Raw genomic sequence first — 14,494 nt, forward strand, 5'->3', positions numbered from 1 at the left:
CTGTTTGGAACGCGACCCATCCCCGTGCTGCAATTCGACGAAACTCCCGAGTAGTACGGCCCGGAACGAAAAACGGCACAGCGTAGGTGCCGACGCCGAGAGGTTGTTGGTCGAGTGAGGCGTAGCAACGAGGGCTCCGCGGCGCAGCAGGGGCGGGGAAACTTCACCCCGCCGTCGCGCACCGCGGCGCCACCCGCCGAAGTGTCCGAAGAGGCACCGGCCGGCGGCAGCACAAGTCGGCTGTCCCCGCGCAACTGGCGGGTGCCCACCCGGCTGAACGCGATCCTTCTGATCCCTGTCCTGGTCGGCCTCGTCATGGGCGGCTTCCAGGTCAAGGGGTCGATCGACACCTGGAGAGAGGCCCAGGACGCCGAGAAGACCGCGCTGATCGTGCGCGCGGCCTCGGTGTACGGGCAGGCGCTGCTCAACGAGCGTGACCTCTCCGCCCAGCCCCTGCTGTCGAACAAGCGCGACGCAGCCGTCGTCGGCCAGGTGTACGCCGCCACGGACGCGGCCGCGGCCAAGTTCGACGAGGCCGTACAGGGCATGCCGAAGAAGCAGGGCCTGGAGCGCCGTCTCCAGCTCTTCAAGCAGGAGGAGCCCAAGCTCCCCGAACTGCGCAAGGCCGCCTACGCCGAGGCCATGGACCCGGTGAAGACGGAAGAGGGCTACGTCAAGGTCCAGCACTCCCTGATGGAGTTCTGCAACGAACTCGGCCTCGGCACCGGCAACATCACGAGCTACGGCCGTACGGTCTACGCGATCGAGCTGGCCAAGGCCGCAGAATCGCTTCAGCGCTCCATCGGTATGCACCTGCTGGTGCGTCCGAGCCAGGAGAGCGTCAAGTTCAACGCCCAGGTGAAGGCCTTCGGCTCGTACAACTACCTGGAGCAGATCGCCCTCGGCGAGTTCGTCTCCGGTGGTACGGAGGCCGACGCCGCCCGCCTGAAGCAGGTGATGGCCGCCAAGGCGGCCGACGGCGCCAAGAAGCTGAAGGCCGCGAAGGCACAGGCGGACGCGGCGGGTGTGCCGTTCGTCGCGCCGCCCAGCATCGACGGCTCCGTCTTCGACGGGATGGCCCAGCAGATCGGTCAGGGTCAGCAGCCCGACGACCTGGCCCGGAAGGGCATCACGCCCGCGACCTGGATGGCCGCCTCCACCGCCAAGTTCGACGGCTACACCACGGTCGAGGACGAGCTCGTCGACAAGGCCGTGACCGAGGCGGCGGACATCTCGTCCAGCGCCAAGACCGACGCCATCGTCAACGCCGCAATCGTGCTCGTGGCCCTGCTGGCCGCCTTCATCCTGGCCGGCCTCGTGGCCCGCCAGATGAGCCGCTCGATGCGCCAGCTGCGTACCGCCGCCTTCTCGATCGCCGAGCAGCGGCTCCCGATGCTCGTCGACCAGTTGTCGCGGACCGAGCCGGGCCGGGTCGACACCCGCGTCCAGCCGATCCCGATCACCACCCGGGACGAGATCGGCGAGGTCGCCCGCGCCTTCGACCAGGTGCACCGCGAGGCGGTCCGGCTCGCCGCCGAGCAGGCCATGCTCCGAGGCAACGTCAACGCGATCTTCACCAACCTGTCGCGCCGTAACCAGTCGCTGATCGAGGGCCAGCTGACCCTCATCACCGACCTGGAGAACAACGAGGCCGACCCGGACCAGCTGGAGAGCCTCTTCCGGCTGGATCACCTGGCCACCCGTATGCGCCGCAACGGCGAGAACCTCCTCGTCCTCGCCGGCGAGGAGCCGGGCCGCCGCTGGAACCAGCCGGTTCCGCTGGTCGACGTCCTGCGGGCCGCCTCCTCCGAGGTGGAGTCGTACGAGCGCATCGAGCTCTCCGGCGTCCCGGAGACCGAGATCCACGGCCAGGCCGTCACCGACCTCGTGCACCTGCTGGCCGAGCTGCTGGAGAACGCCACCACGTTCTCCTCGCCGCAGACCAAGGTCCGCGTCACCGCGACCCGGCTGCCGGACAGCCGCGTGATGGTCGAGATCCACGACAAGGGCATCGGCCTCACGGCCGAGGACTTCGCGGACATCAACCACAAGCTGGCCAACCCGCCGACGGTGGACGCCGCGGTGTCCCAGCGGATGGGTCTCTTCGTGGTCGGCCGGCTCGCCGACCGGCACGGCATCCGGGTCCAGCTTCGCCCCTCGGGTGAGCAGGCCGGAACCACCTCGCTGGTCATGCTGCCGGACGCGATCACGCACGGCGGCGGTGGCGAGCTCGAACCGCTCGCCGCCCAGGACGACTTCACGGTCTCCTCGATCATCCCGCAGCAGCAGGTCTTCGAACCGCTGCCGCACCAGCCCCAGATGCGTACCGCGGCGGAGCTCGGCTTCGACGACTCGCGTTACGAGGACCCGGCGGTCGACCCCGCACAGCTGGACCCGGTGGGCCGCTCGCTGATGCGTGAGGAGCGCCGGGCCGCGCTGGAGGCCCAGGCGGGCGGCGAACGCCCGCAGTTCCAGGAGGACGCGTTCCAGGGCAATGCGTACCAGGACGCCTCCTACGCCGAGGACACGTACGCACCGGACCCGCAGCAGGAGCAGTACACGCAGGCGGCGTACGACGGTTCCTACGACGCGTACAGCGGCGACAGCGGCTACGCCGAGCAGTCCGACTACCCGTCGCAGGGCGGCTATACGGAAGCGGCATATGCCGCTGCGGAAAGCACTCAGCGGGGCTACGAGGACCAGTTCGCCGCCCAGCCCCACCAGGGAGAGTGGGCAGATCAGGGCGCGTACCAGGGTGCGTACGAGCCCATGACGCAGGCCGAACCGGAATCTGTCCCGAGCGCTCCCGCCGAGCCGCAGGAGCGCGTAGGCTTCGACCGTTCGGGTCCCACCCCGAACGTCGGCAGCGAGATGACCGATGCCGGTCTGCCGCGCCGGGGCGGTCAGCAGCACTGGCAGCCCACGGGCCGCGGAAACGACCAGTCCGTCGCAGCGCAGCAGCAGCCGCAGCAGCAGGAACTGCCGCAGCGGCCGTCGCCCGCGCCGCAGGACGGGAACGGCTCCGACGACTGGCGCTCGACGAACGACGAGCGCTGGGAGCGGGCCGAGAAGCTCCGGGAGCCGAAGGCGGGTGGGGTCACCCCGTCCGGACTTCCCCGGCGAGTGCCCAAGGCCAATCTGGTCGAGGGCACGGCGGAGCAGACCCAGCAGGGCGGCCCTCAGGTCTCCCGCGCCCCTGAGGACGTCCGGGGCAGGTTGAGCAACCTGCGACGGGGCATTCAGCGGGGTCGTAACGCTGGTTCGGACACAAGTAATACCTACAACCAGGAGCGTTAGTGTGAGCCCGATGAGCCAGGCGGCGCAGAATCTCAACTGGTTGATCACCAACTTCGTGGACAACACCCCCGGGGTGTCGCACACGGTGGTGGTCTCCGCCGACGGACTCCTGCTGGCCATGTCCGAAGGATTCCCGCGGGACCGTGCCGACCAGCTGGCGGCTGTCGCTTCCGGCCTGACCTCGCTGACCGCGGGCGCCTCCCGGATCTTCGAGGGCGGCGCGGTGAATCAGACGGTTGTGGAGATGGAGCGCGGATTCCTCTTCATCATGTCCATCTCCGACGGATCTTCACTGGCTGTTCTCGCCCATCCCGACGCCGATATCGGTCTGGTTGGGTACGAAATGGCCCTTCTGGTCGATCGTGCGGGCACGGTCCTCACCCCGGACCTCCGTGCCGAACTGCAGGGAAGTCTTCTTAACTAGTAGACAGACAGTGCGTTATGCGTCACCGCACCATAAGGTGCGGTGGCGCGGCCCCACTGGGATCGGGACCGGCACTCGGAGGAGGAATTGTGGCAACACCCCCAAGCGGACACCAGTACGACGGTGGTCGGCAGGTACCGGGCGAGCACGGGGACAACCGTTACAACTTCCCCTCCACACCCAGCAGACAGGGCTCTCAGCAGCCTTATGAGCCCCAGCAGCCGTACCCGCGCCGTCAGTCGCAGGACGGTGGCTGGCAGCAGCCGCAGGACGGCGGGTGGCAGCAGGACGGCGGGTGGCAGCAGCAGCAGCCGCAGCCGCCTCAGCGCCCGCATCGGATCGAATCGCCCCAGCAGCCCCGTATTCAGACGGTGCAGCCACGGCGGCCCGCCGAGCCCGCCGCTCCCGCCGCCCACAACCCGCTGGTCCGTCCGTACGCCATGACCGGCGGCCGGACCCGACCGCGCTACCAGCTCGCCATTGAGGCGTTGGTCAGTACCACGGCCGATCCGTCGCGGCTGCAAGGGCAGTTGCCCGAGCACCAGCGGATCTGCCGGCTCTGCTTCGAGATCAAGTCGGTTGCCGAGATCTCGGCGCTTCTCTCGATCCCCCTCGGCGTTGCCCGGATCCTCGTAGCCGACCTGGCCGAGGCCGGACTCGTCGCTATCCATCAGCCCGGCGGCGACGAGTCCGCCGGCGGCCAGCCAGATGTGACACTGCTCGAAAGGGTGCTCAGTGGACTTCGCAAGCTCTAGCGGCGGAGCAGCCCGCTCCACTACCTCCGCGAAGATCGTGGTGGCAGGGGGCTTCGGCGTGGGTAAGACCACGTTCGTCGGTGCCGTTTCGGAGATCAACCCGCTGCGCACCGAAGCCGTGATGACGTCCGCGTCCGCGGGCATCGACGATCTGACGCACACCGGGGACAAGACCACCACGACGGTGGCCATGGACTTCGGCCGTATCACCCTGGACCAGGACCTGATCCTGTACCTCTTCGGTACACCCGGTCAGGACCGGTTCTGGTTCATGTGGGACGACCTCGTCCGCGGCGCGATCGGCGCCGTCGTCCTCGTCGACACCCGGCGTCTCGCCGACTGCTTCCCGGCCGTCGACTACTTCGAGAACAGCGGACTGCCGTTCGTCATCGCCCTCAACGGCTTCGACGGACACCAGCCGTACACCCCCGACGAGGTGCGCGAGGCCCTGCAGATCGGCCCCGACACCCCGATCCTGACCACGGACGCCCGCCACCGCGCGGACGCCAAGAGCGCGCTCATCACGCTCGTGGAGCACGCGCTGATGGCGCGCCTGCGGTAGGCTCCGGCAGCCGTACGAAGAGGCCCCGCACTCCCGAGGGAGTGCGGGGCCTCTCGCGTGCTGCGGGCCGTCTGCCGGGCCGCTGTCAGCCCTGCCAGGAGTGCGGGGCGCGGAAGCCCGGGGTGCGCTCGAGGCGGCGCCAGCCGGCGTGGGTCCGGCCGCGGTGGGCCGGTGCGGCGGCGGGGGTGGCGGCTGCGCGGGCGAGCAGGACCGCGGTTATCGCGGCCAGCTCCTCGGGGTCGGCAAGACCCTTCTCGACGCGCAGCACGGACTCGGCAGGAGTGGTGCTCATGGATGTCTCTCCGTCTTCTCGGCAGTACGTGGCGGGCTGTGCGGGGTGGTGCACCGGCCGCGGTTACTGCGGGGGGTTGCCGTGCTTGCGGGACGGCAGATCGGCGTGCTTGGACCGGAGCATCGCGAGCGAGGCGATCAGCACCTCGCGCGTCTCGGCAGGGTCGATGACGTCGTCGACCAGTCCGCGCTCTGCGGCGTAGTACGGATGCATCAGTTCGGCCTTGTACTCCTTGACCATGCGGATCCGCATGGCCTCCGGGTCCTCGGCGTCGGCGATCTGCCGACGGAAGATGACGTTGGCGGCACCTTCGGCGCCCATGACGGCGATCTCGTTGGTGGGCCAGGCGTAGGTCAGGTCGGCACCGATGGACTGGCTGTCCATCACGATGTACGCACCGCCGTACGCCTTGCGCAGGATCAGCGAGATCCTCGGCACCGTGGCGTTGCAGTACGCGTAGAGCAGCTTCGCCCCGTGCCGGATGATTCCACCGTGCTCCTGATCGACGCCGGGCAGGAAGCCGGGTACGTCCAACAGAGTGATGATGGGAATGTTGAATGCATCACACATCTGGACGAAGCGGGCCGCCTTCTCGGACGCCTCGATGTCCAGGACCCCTGCCAGGGACTGCGGCTGGTTCGCGACGATGCCGACGACCTGACCGTCGAGCCGGGCCAGGGCGCAGATGATGTTGCGGGCCCAGCGCTCGTGGATCTCGAGGTAGTCGCCGTCGTCGACGAGCTCCTCGATGACCTTGTGCATGTCGTACGGGCGGTTGCCGTCGGCGGGCACCAGGTCGAGCAGGACGTCGCCGCGCCGGTCGGCCGGATCGTCACTCGCCACGGTGGGCGGGTTCTCCCGGTTGTTCGACGGGAGCATCCCGATGAGGTAGCGGACCTCGGCGATGCAGGTCTCCTCGTCGTCGTACGCGAAGTGCGCGACGCCCGAGGTCTCGGCGTGCACATCGGCGCCGCCGAGGCCGTTCTGCGAGATCTCCTCGCCGGTGACCGCCTTCACGACGTCCGGTCCGGTGATGAACATCTGGGAGGTCTCACGGACCATGAACACGAAGTCGGTGAGGGCGGGGCTGTAGGCCGCGCCGCCCGCGCACGGGCCGAGCATCACGCTGATCTGCGGGATGACACCGGAGGCTCGGGTGTTGCGCTGGAAGATGCCGCCGTACCCGGCAAGCGCGCTGACGCCCTCCTGGATCCGGGCCCCCGCGCCGTCGTTCAGCGAGACCAGCGGGGCACCGGCCGAGATCGCCATGTCCATGATCTTGTGGATCTTCGTGGCGTGGGCCTCACCCAGTGCGCCACCGAAGATCCGGAAGTCGTGCGCGTAGACGAAGACCGTGCGGCCCTCGACCGTGCCCCAGCCGGTGATGACACCGTCGGTGTACGGCTTCTTCTCCTCCAGGCCGAATCCGGTCGCCCGGTGCCGGCGCAGCTGCTCGACCTCCTTGAACGAATCCGGGTCCAGCAGCAGCTCGATGCGCTCACGGGCCGTCAGCTTGCCCTTGGCGTGCTGCGCCTCGGTCGCCCGGTCACTCGGTCCGCGCCGCGCCTGCTCACGCAGTGCCAGCAGTTCGGCCACCCGGCCACGGGTGTCTGTCGGCTCGCCCGGGGTTTCGTCCACAACGGTCATGTATCGACCCTACGAAGCCGACCAAGAGAAACGTGCCGTCGACTCTGCACAGTCCTCCGACCCGTTTCCTGGTGGAGCCGGACAGAACCCTTGCGCCATGCAGGCGAACCACCAGCCGGCGACGGTCCCTGTTTGTGCGGGCTCCACAAAGGCTCACTTGTGTCGTACCGCACATGCCGTCGGGTCCAGGGTGTACACCAACGGGTCGCCGGGGCGTCCTTCGCCCGTGCGTCCCGCGCCTGCCGGATGTCCTCCGGACGGCCCACGACCGGTTCGCCCGAGTGAGTGAGGGTCAGTCGCTCGGGGACCCGCGGAAGGCGTCCCGCACGGCTGCGGGCATCACGTCCGGGGCGTCCGGACGGAGCGGAACCCGGCGGAGGTGGAACCAGCCTCCGATCCGCCTCTCCCCCGCACCGCCGTGGCGGGCGCTGCGGAGTCCGGTGAGAATACCCCGGCCTCGAGTGAGAGGGGTGGGACCTGGATCGGCCCCACCCCTCTCACTGTTCACCGCTCACTGCCGGCTCATTCAGCTTCCGCAGTGGAACCGCGCGTCGCCCCAGTCCGCGTGATCGTTGCCGTTGCCGTCACCGCCGTCCGCGACGACCAGCTCGACGTACTTCGCGCCGGTGACGTCCGCAGTGAGCGACCAGGCGGTGTCGGCCGCCTTGAGGACCGGCGACTTCACCTTCTCCGTCCCGTCGGCCCTGACGCTGAACTGCACACTGCCCGCGGTCTTCTGCACATCGTCCACACCCACCTCGGCGGTGAACGACGTGCACTTGCCACCCAGGTAGTAGCGGATGTTCGCCGGGGCGTGGCTGCCGAGGCCCTTGGCGTGGACGGTGCCGCCGATCGTCAGCGGAGTGCCGTCGCCGGTGCCCGTCTCGCCGTTGGAGAGATCGCGCTCGACCGGTCCCCAGCCGTTGGTCGACGCCGTCCAGTCCAGGTCGCTGGCCCAGCTGTCCGTGGTGGGCGGCGGCGGCAGGGTCCGTACGGACGTCTGCGCACCGAGGGTCCGCTTCGCCCCGCCGACCGTGTACGACGCCTCGGCGCCCAGGCTGTACGTCCGGTACTCGGCGTCCACCGGCGGGGTGACCTGCCAGCTGCCGGTGACCTCGGCGCCCGCCGCCACGGAGTCGAAGGTGACGGCGCCCACAGGCTCCGCCTTCCAGCCGTCGGGGACGGTGAGGCCGACCGACACGTCGGTCGCGGCCGTCGCCTCGTAGTTGGTGAAGCTCGCCTCGACGACGTTGGCCGTGCCCGGCTCCAGTGTCTCGGCGGCCGGGTCGACGCTGAGCGTGCCGCAGGCGGCCAGCTCGCCGGCGGGGGCCCGACCGAGGTCGGTCACGGTGAATCCGTCCAGGACGAAGTCGGCGCCCTCGGGTGCGTCGTCGCGCTTGCGGAGCCCGGTCCAGGTGTCGCCACAGCCCGCTGTGACGGTCTCGTCGAAGTGCCCGGTGGTGCTCTGCCGGCCGATCGCGGTGGTCCGGGTCTCGACCGAGTCGGGGTCGCCCTCGGCCGTGATCCGGTCGTAGCCGTCGACCCACTCGTAGGCGCCGGCGTGGCTGGACTGGTAGTCGTACTCGACCTTGTACCGGTGGCCGTCGGCCATCGGCACCGTCCAGGGCGCGGTCCGGTAGACGAGTCCGCTGTTCTCCTCGTGGGCCTTGAGGGATTCCCTTCCGCCGATCACGTCGTCGACGAGCTTCCCGTTCCAGCCGGCCTGGGTGTACGGGGCGTGCAGCTGGGAGATGACTGTCCGGGGGTCCGTGGAGCCGCCCGCGTCGCCCTTCAGGAAGGGGCCCCAGCCCTGGTCGACGTCCTCGAAGTCCTCGTACACGACGGTGTTCTTCCTGGTCGCCGGGGCGTTGGAGACGATCCGTACGTCGTCCGCACGCACCGTGGCGGCGCTGCCCTTGGCCGCTTCGATACGGAACGTGGTGCGGCCGTCCGCGGGGGCGGTGAAGTTCACCTCGGCCCGCTGGAAGTACGTGCCGTGCCAGTCCGAGGCGGCGACGTAGTCCTCGGCCGTGGAGCGGTCCACGGCGACGGACCTGCCGCCGGCCGAGAGCGTCGTGTGCCGCGTCCTTCCGGGCTGGACCTCGATCAGCGCGGAGGCGGTGTAGCGCGCGCCGGGCTTGAGGCCGGAGATGCGCTGTGCGACGGCGGCCGTGCCGTCGCCGGAGAGCTTCGCGCTGTTGCGGCCCTGGTCGTCGGTGTCACGGGCGACCGTGCCGGTCTTCGACCACTCGTCGAGCCCGTTGTCGTTGAAGCCGGGGTCGTCGACCGCGCCGCCCTGGCCCCACTCCGGGTCGGCCGCGGCGGGTGCGTGGTCGGGGTAGAGGACGTACGGCTGTCCGGCGGTGGCCGTCAGCGTGATCTTCCCGTCGACGGGCCGGACCGTGCCGGTCCTGACCCGGCCGTTGTCGGTGAGCTCGTAGACGGTGTACGCGCCCTTGGACGGCACCGACCAACTGCTCGTACCACCGGACTTGCTGTAGTGGTAGAGCTTCTTGCCGCCGTCCCACGGCAGCAGGTAGTCGGTGCCGCTGAGCACCTTGCGGCCGTGGTCGTAGAAGGTCCGCCTGCCGTCCTCGACCGTGCCCCGGACACCGCCGGTGAAGGTGATGTCGTTGCCGTCCCAGCGGGTGATCTTCTGCTGCTGGAGGTACTTGGCGGGCAGGTTGCGCTGCCAGATGTTGTCGTAGAAGGCGTTCCAGTCGGTCTCGCCGGTCCAGCCCTCGAACTCGTCGATGGCGGTCTGGCCGAGGACCGGGTCGTTGTTCCAGACGTCCTTCTCGCTGTTGCGGATGAACCGGATGATCTGCGAGTTCAGGCCCTTGTTGGTGGCGCCGCCGTAGTCGAGGTCATTGGCCCAGTGCGACCAGAGCGAGCCGCGCTCGAACTTGTCGGCCCACTCGGTGGCGACGTTCCACCCCTGCTTCTGCACGGACTGCAGGGTCTTGTCGGCGATCCAGCCGTGCGTGTAGTAGACGTCGATGTAGAGCAGGCTGAGGTTGGGGTCGGTCTCGTCGCGCAGCTGCTGGAAGCGGCGGGCCAGGTTGCCGCTGTTGATGTCGGTGCGCTGGTCGATGTAGTAACTCTGACCGAGCCAGTTCCAGCCGGGCTTCGTCTTGTCGACGAGCTTCTCGTCGAAGGCGTGGGCGTCCGCGTACGCCTCGGTGGCGTTGACGTGGACGCCGAAGGTGGCGCCCCACTTCTTGCCGTCCTTCAGCAGCGTGTTGAGGTCCTTCAGCCCGCCGGCGCGCTTGTTGTAGTTGCCGCCGTAGTCGGGGTGGGCGGAGTCGTGGCCCTCGGAGGCGTACCCCTTGAGCAGCGCCAGCTGACCGAGGCCGTCGGTGGCGAGCGAGACCCGCTTGACGTCGTCGAGGGTGCGCAGGAAGGGGTGGGTGGCCTGGCTGGCGAAGTTGAACGGGATGTGGGTGATCACCCGGTTCGCGGTGTCGTCGCTGCCGGGCGCGGTGACGCCGATGGTGCGGAACGCGACGGCGCCGTCCTGCCAGTCGACGGTCCTGTCGCCGTTCGCGTCGGGGGTGACGACGACCTTGGCCCAGGGCAGGTTCGAGCCGCTCTCCGGCTTCGGTGCGCCGTCGCCGCGGTAGGTCCACTGCCCGGACCAGACGCCGACCCGGACGGTGCCGTCGTCGGCCTTGCGGGCCTGGTGCCAGAACCGGGCGTCATCGCCCCCGGTGGCGCCGGACGGCTTGTCGTACGAGGAGTTGGACTCGACGGCCGCGGCGAGCGAGCCGGTGTTGACGATCGCGTACGAGGCCCCGACCGGCGCCTTGTCGGCGGCGGTGTCCGCGGTGACCCGAGCGAAGACGTCGGCGGTCTTCGTCGAGTCCGGGTCGAGGCGGGTGAACGCCGTGGCCGCGTCGGTCTCCGTGGAGCCGACGGAGACCAGGTCGTGGCCGGGGATGTCGATGGTGCCGACCCGGAACGCCTCGGTGTCGCGGACGGCCGTCACCTTGAAGGTGGTGGTGCGTCCGGAGACCGAGAGCGAGGCGTCGATCTCGACGCCCGGCAGGTCGGGGAAGGTGAGTGTGTACCGCGCGGTCGTGGCGGTGACCTCGGGCGCGCCCTTCGACTGCACCGCGTGCGGGGCGCCGTTGAGGGTGACGGCGGTGACCGGCTGTGTACTGCCGAGCAGTTGGTTTCCGCCGGCCCTGTCGGTGTACGACAGGACGCGCGGGAAGTCGTCGGCGACAGCGACCGAGAGCTGCGGGGATCCGATGACGGTGGCGTCCGCGGGGACGGCCGTGCCGGCTGCGGCGGGGGGCGGGGTGGCGGCTGCGGCAGGGAGTGCGGTCCCCACGAGTGCCAGGACGGCGGCTGAGGCGGCGGCGACAGCGCCCGCCGAAGTGAATCTTCGCGACATGTGCCCTGAGTAGTCCCCATGTCGGGACACCGTCAACGACGTGGGACCCCGATGTGCGCCCCAGTCCAACAACCGCGATGCGTAAGTCCAAGTGGCCGGTGTGCGGGCCGAGGTGGGTGCGGTGTTCACTTCCTGACCGCGCAGTCAGGACCCGGCCCGCAACAGTCCGCCAAATTCCGTTCGCACACGACGAGTTGTGAAGAATTCTCATTCTTGAGAGCGCTCTCAGTCACAACCCTTGACGCTGATGGCGGCCGTCGCAAGAGTGGTTCGCACCGCGGACGCCCCTTGTCCCACCTCCCCGCACGATCGTTCCCGTCCGCGGCCCCCACACCTCAGGAGTCCCCTCGTGATCTCGCGCAGACTGTTCCTGACGGGCGCCGCCGCCACCGCGACCGCGCTCACCTACCCCGCCTGGGGAAGCGCCCTCAGCCCGCACGCGTCGGCGGCCGCCGCCACCTGCGAACTGGCCCTGGAGAACCGCTCGCTGCCCGGCACGGTGCACGCCTACGTCACCGGCCATGAGCAGGGCACCGACCGCTGGATGCTGCTGCGGGCCGACGGCAGTGTCTACCGCCCCGACTCCCCCGCCGCACCGCAGACCCCGCTGCCGGTCGACTGCGCCATCCCGCTGAAGCCGGCCGGCGCCGGACCCGTGGTCCTGACGCTTCCTCAGATGTACGGTGCCCGCGTCTACTTCGTACGCGACGACAAGCTGGACTTCTTCCTGAACCCCGGCCCCGCGCTGGTCGAGCCGGCGTTCGCGACGTCCGCCGACCCCAACTACGGGCGCACCTGGTCGTTCTGCGAGTTCACCTTCAACCCGCAGCAGCTGTACGCGAACATCAGCTACGTCGATCTGGTCACCGCACTGCCGATCGGCCTGACGCTGGCGGGCGACACGACGCACACGGTCGCGCCGCTCCCGGACGGCGCCGTGCAGCGGATCGCCGACGCCCTGACCGCCCAGGCGGCGGCCGACGGACAACCGTGGGACAAGCTGGTGACCCGTGGCGCGGACGGCGACGTCCTGCGGGTGATCTCGCCGCAGAACCTGATGGCGCCGTATTTCGACCGGCCGGACCAGATGCCGTTCCGGGACCTGTTCACCGCGCAGATCGACCAGGTCTGGGAGAAGTACCGGGGTACTGACCTGCGGATCGATCTCCAGGGCGGTCGAGGTGTACGGGCCGGCCGGGTCGCCGGCGACATCCTGACCTTCGACGGCGGCCACACCTTCACCAAGCCGGTGTCGAAGGACATCTTCACCTGCAACCACGGGCCGTTCACCAACAACCCGGGCGACTCCGACGACAAGAAGGCGCTGCTGGCGCGACTGGCGGCGGGCTTCAACCGGTCCATCATGCTCTCGCACCCCGACCAGCCGAACGGAACGACGGTGGCGGACTACTACCAGGGTGCGGTGACGAACCACTGGTCGCGCGTGGTGCACGCGAACACCCCGATCGGGTACGCGTTCCCGTACGACGACGTACGTCCCGACGGTGAGCCGGACGTCTCCGGAGCGGCGAACGACGGCAACCCGCGGCGGTTCACGGTGAGCGTGGGCTCCTGAACCCACGGAGAGGAACAGCCAGGTGCCCCCGCCCGAGATCTTCCGGGCGGGGGCACCTGCGCGTACGGGCTCAGCAGCCGCCGCAGTTGTAGTACAGGACGTCCCAGTGGTTGCCCTCGTCCGCATAGATGTTTCCGGAGCCGGACTGGTACTGGGGAGCACCGTCGCCACGGAGCCCTATGTAGCTGAAGGCGCTGTGGATGTAGTTGGTGAGACAGGTGGACTTGCCGTAGTCGAGCTTGTAGCCGTTCCAGTGCGAGTACGTACCGCTGGCGTGCCCGGTCTCGGTGCCACCGGTGATGTTGAGCGCGCAGCCGGTGGCGCTCTTCAGCGTCTGGGCCCCCTGGGCGGTGGCGAGGTTGAGCTGGTCGAAGGACGTGCAGGTGGCGTTGTTCCGGTTCGAGCAGCCACCGGAGGACGACCAGGTGATACCGGACGAGCTGAACCGGGACGTGGCCTGTGCGTGCGTGAGCTTCGTGACGGCGTGGGCCTCGGTGGCGCCACTACCGAGAACGCCGACACCGGGGACGAACAGAGCGCCGAGGACGAGGGCGAGGGCGGTCAGGACGGGGCGCAGTGTCATACGGGACACCATGGGGGACTCCTCCTGCTCATGACAACAAGGGCAGGGAGATAGTGCCCGAGTTCTACGCGCGTCCGCCAGAGGGCATCGGGCGTCGGCCCGACGGTCGCCATCACCCCTGTGGACGCGCCGCCGAAAACGGTCGGCCGCAGATGTTGAACTTTGAACAAGGTGCGGCTACAGTCGATGTCGTTGAAGGTTAAACAATGACTTCGACCCCGCTCGACCACGTCCCCCGAGGAGGAGCCATGGCTCTGTTCAACCGCAAGTCCGCCGCCGCCCCGTCCGCCACCGCCACCGCCAGCGCCGTGGACCCGGCCCTGGCCGCGCTGACCGGCACGTACACGATCGACCCGTCGCACAGCAGCATCGGCTTCACCGTGCGTCACGCCATGGTCACGAACGTCCGGGGCTCCTTCGGCGACCACGAGGGCACGCTGACGCTGAACGGCGACAACCCTCACCACTCCACCGCTTCCATCGACGTCAAGATCGCCAGCGTCGACACCGGCATCGCCGACCGCGACGGCCACCTGGTCAGCGGCGACTTCTTCGACGCCGAGAAGTTCCCGCTCATGACGTTCCGCTCCACCCACGCCGAGCAGCTGGGCGGCGACCGGTACCGCATCACCGGTGACCTCACCATCAAGGACATCACCCGTCCCCTCGCCATCGACCTGGAGTTCAACGGCTCTGCCACCGACCCCTACGGCAACGAGCGCGTCGGCTTCGAGGGCAGCGCGGACATCCTCCGCTCCGACTGGGGCCTGACCTGGAACGCGGCGCTGGAGACCGGCGGCGTGATGGTCAGCGACAAGGTCAAGCTGAACTTCGACATCTCCGCGATCAAGGCCGCCGCCGCACAGGCCTGACCCTCGGAAGCACCACTTCGACTCGAGCGCGCCCGCCTTCCACTCCCCCGCCGGGGAGGGAGGCGGGCGCTCGGCATTTCCTTCCGT

At 69.2% G+C, this 14,494-nt stretch carries 10 protein-coding genes; 6 read left to right on the plus strand and 4 right to left on the minus strand.

Features of this window, described 5'->3' with window-relative positions; genetic code table 11:
* Positions 1-114: 114 nt before the first annotated feature.
* The 4 genes from OG963_RS15835 (at position 115) to OG963_RS15850 (ending at position 5,038) form a co-directional block, all read left to right on the plus strand.
* A complete protein-coding gene (locus OG963_RS15835) occupies positions 115-3,297 on the plus strand; it encodes a nitrate- and nitrite sensing domain-containing protein (RefSeq protein ID WP_093929336.1) in 3,183 nt (1,060 codons plus the stop codon).
* A 10-nt stretch (positions 3,298-3,307) separates the two neighbouring features.
* Positions 3,308-3,721, plus strand: a complete 414-nt coding sequence (locus tag OG963_RS15840; protein WP_030980891.1) for a roadblock/LC7 domain-containing protein — start codon at positions 3,308-3,310, stop codon at positions 3,719-3,721.
* Positions 3,722-3,810: 89 nt separating this feature from the next.
* Entirely contained in the window at positions 3,811-4,476 is a 666-nt protein-coding gene (locus tag OG963_RS15845) for a DUF742 domain-containing protein (RefSeq protein ID WP_371799182.1), read from the plus strand.
* On the plus strand, positions 4,457-5,038 hold the full coding sequence (locus OG963_RS15850; RefSeq protein WP_014048542.1) for an ATP/GTP-binding protein: 582 nt from the start codon (positions 4,457-4,459) through the stop codon (positions 5,036-5,038). The genes OG963_RS15845 and OG963_RS15850 overlap by 20 nt, the downstream gene beginning before the upstream one ends.
* A gap of 85 nt (positions 5,039-5,123) precedes the next feature.
* Here the strand turns inward: OG963_RS15850 and OG963_RS15855 are convergent, their stop codons facing one another.
* The 3 genes from OG963_RS15855 to OG963_RS15865 all read right to left on the minus strand — a co-directional run bounded on the left by OG963_RS15855 (position 5,124) and on the right by OG963_RS15865 (position 11,376).
* Entirely contained in the window at positions 5,124-5,330 is a 207-nt protein-coding gene (locus OG963_RS15855) for an acyl-CoA carboxylase subunit epsilon (protein WP_093772301.1), read from the minus strand.
* 63 nt (positions 5,331-5,393) lie between these two features.
* Positions 5,394-6,977 (minus strand): acyl-CoA carboxylase subunit beta, encoded by a 1,584-nt coding sequence (locus OG963_RS15860; protein WP_030928728.1) that lies wholly within the window; start codon positions 6,975-6,977, stop codon positions 5,394-5,396.
* A 526-nt stretch (positions 6,978-7,503) separates the two neighbouring features.
* Positions 7,504-11,376, minus strand: a complete 3,873-nt coding sequence (locus OG963_RS15865; protein WP_093772303.1) for an endo-alpha-N-acetylgalactosaminidase family protein — start codon at positions 11,374-11,376, stop codon at positions 7,504-7,506.
* A gap of 349 nt (positions 11,377-11,725) precedes the next feature.
* Between OG963_RS15865 and OG963_RS15870 the strand changes: the two genes are divergently transcribed.
* Complete coding sequence (locus OG963_RS15870; RefSeq protein WP_093772305.1) at positions 11,726-12,952, plus strand: glycoside hydrolase family 64 protein; 1,227 nt, start codon at positions 11,726-11,728, stop codon at positions 12,950-12,952.
* Positions 12,953-13,022: 70 nt separating this feature from the next.
* On the opposite strand, the gene OG963_RS15875 is transcribed toward OG963_RS15870, so the two are convergent.
* A complete protein-coding gene (locus tag OG963_RS15875) occupies positions 13,023-13,547 on the minus strand; it encodes a hypothetical protein (RefSeq protein ID WP_093772307.1) in 525 nt (174 codons plus the stop codon).
* Between the two features lie 236 nt (positions 13,548-13,783).
* On the opposite strand from OG963_RS15875, the gene OG963_RS15880 reads away from it, so the two are divergent.
* Positions 13,784-14,407: a YceI family protein gene (locus OG963_RS15880; RefSeq protein ID WP_093772309.1), complete on the plus strand. Its 624-nt coding sequence runs from the start codon at positions 13,784-13,786 to the stop codon at positions 14,405-14,407.
* Positions 14,408-14,494 lie beyond the last annotated feature (87 nt).

The organism is Streptomyces sp. NBC_01707 (assembly GCF_041438805.1).
GTDB lineage: Bacteria > Actinomycetota > Actinomycetes > Streptomycetales > Streptomycetaceae > Streptomyces.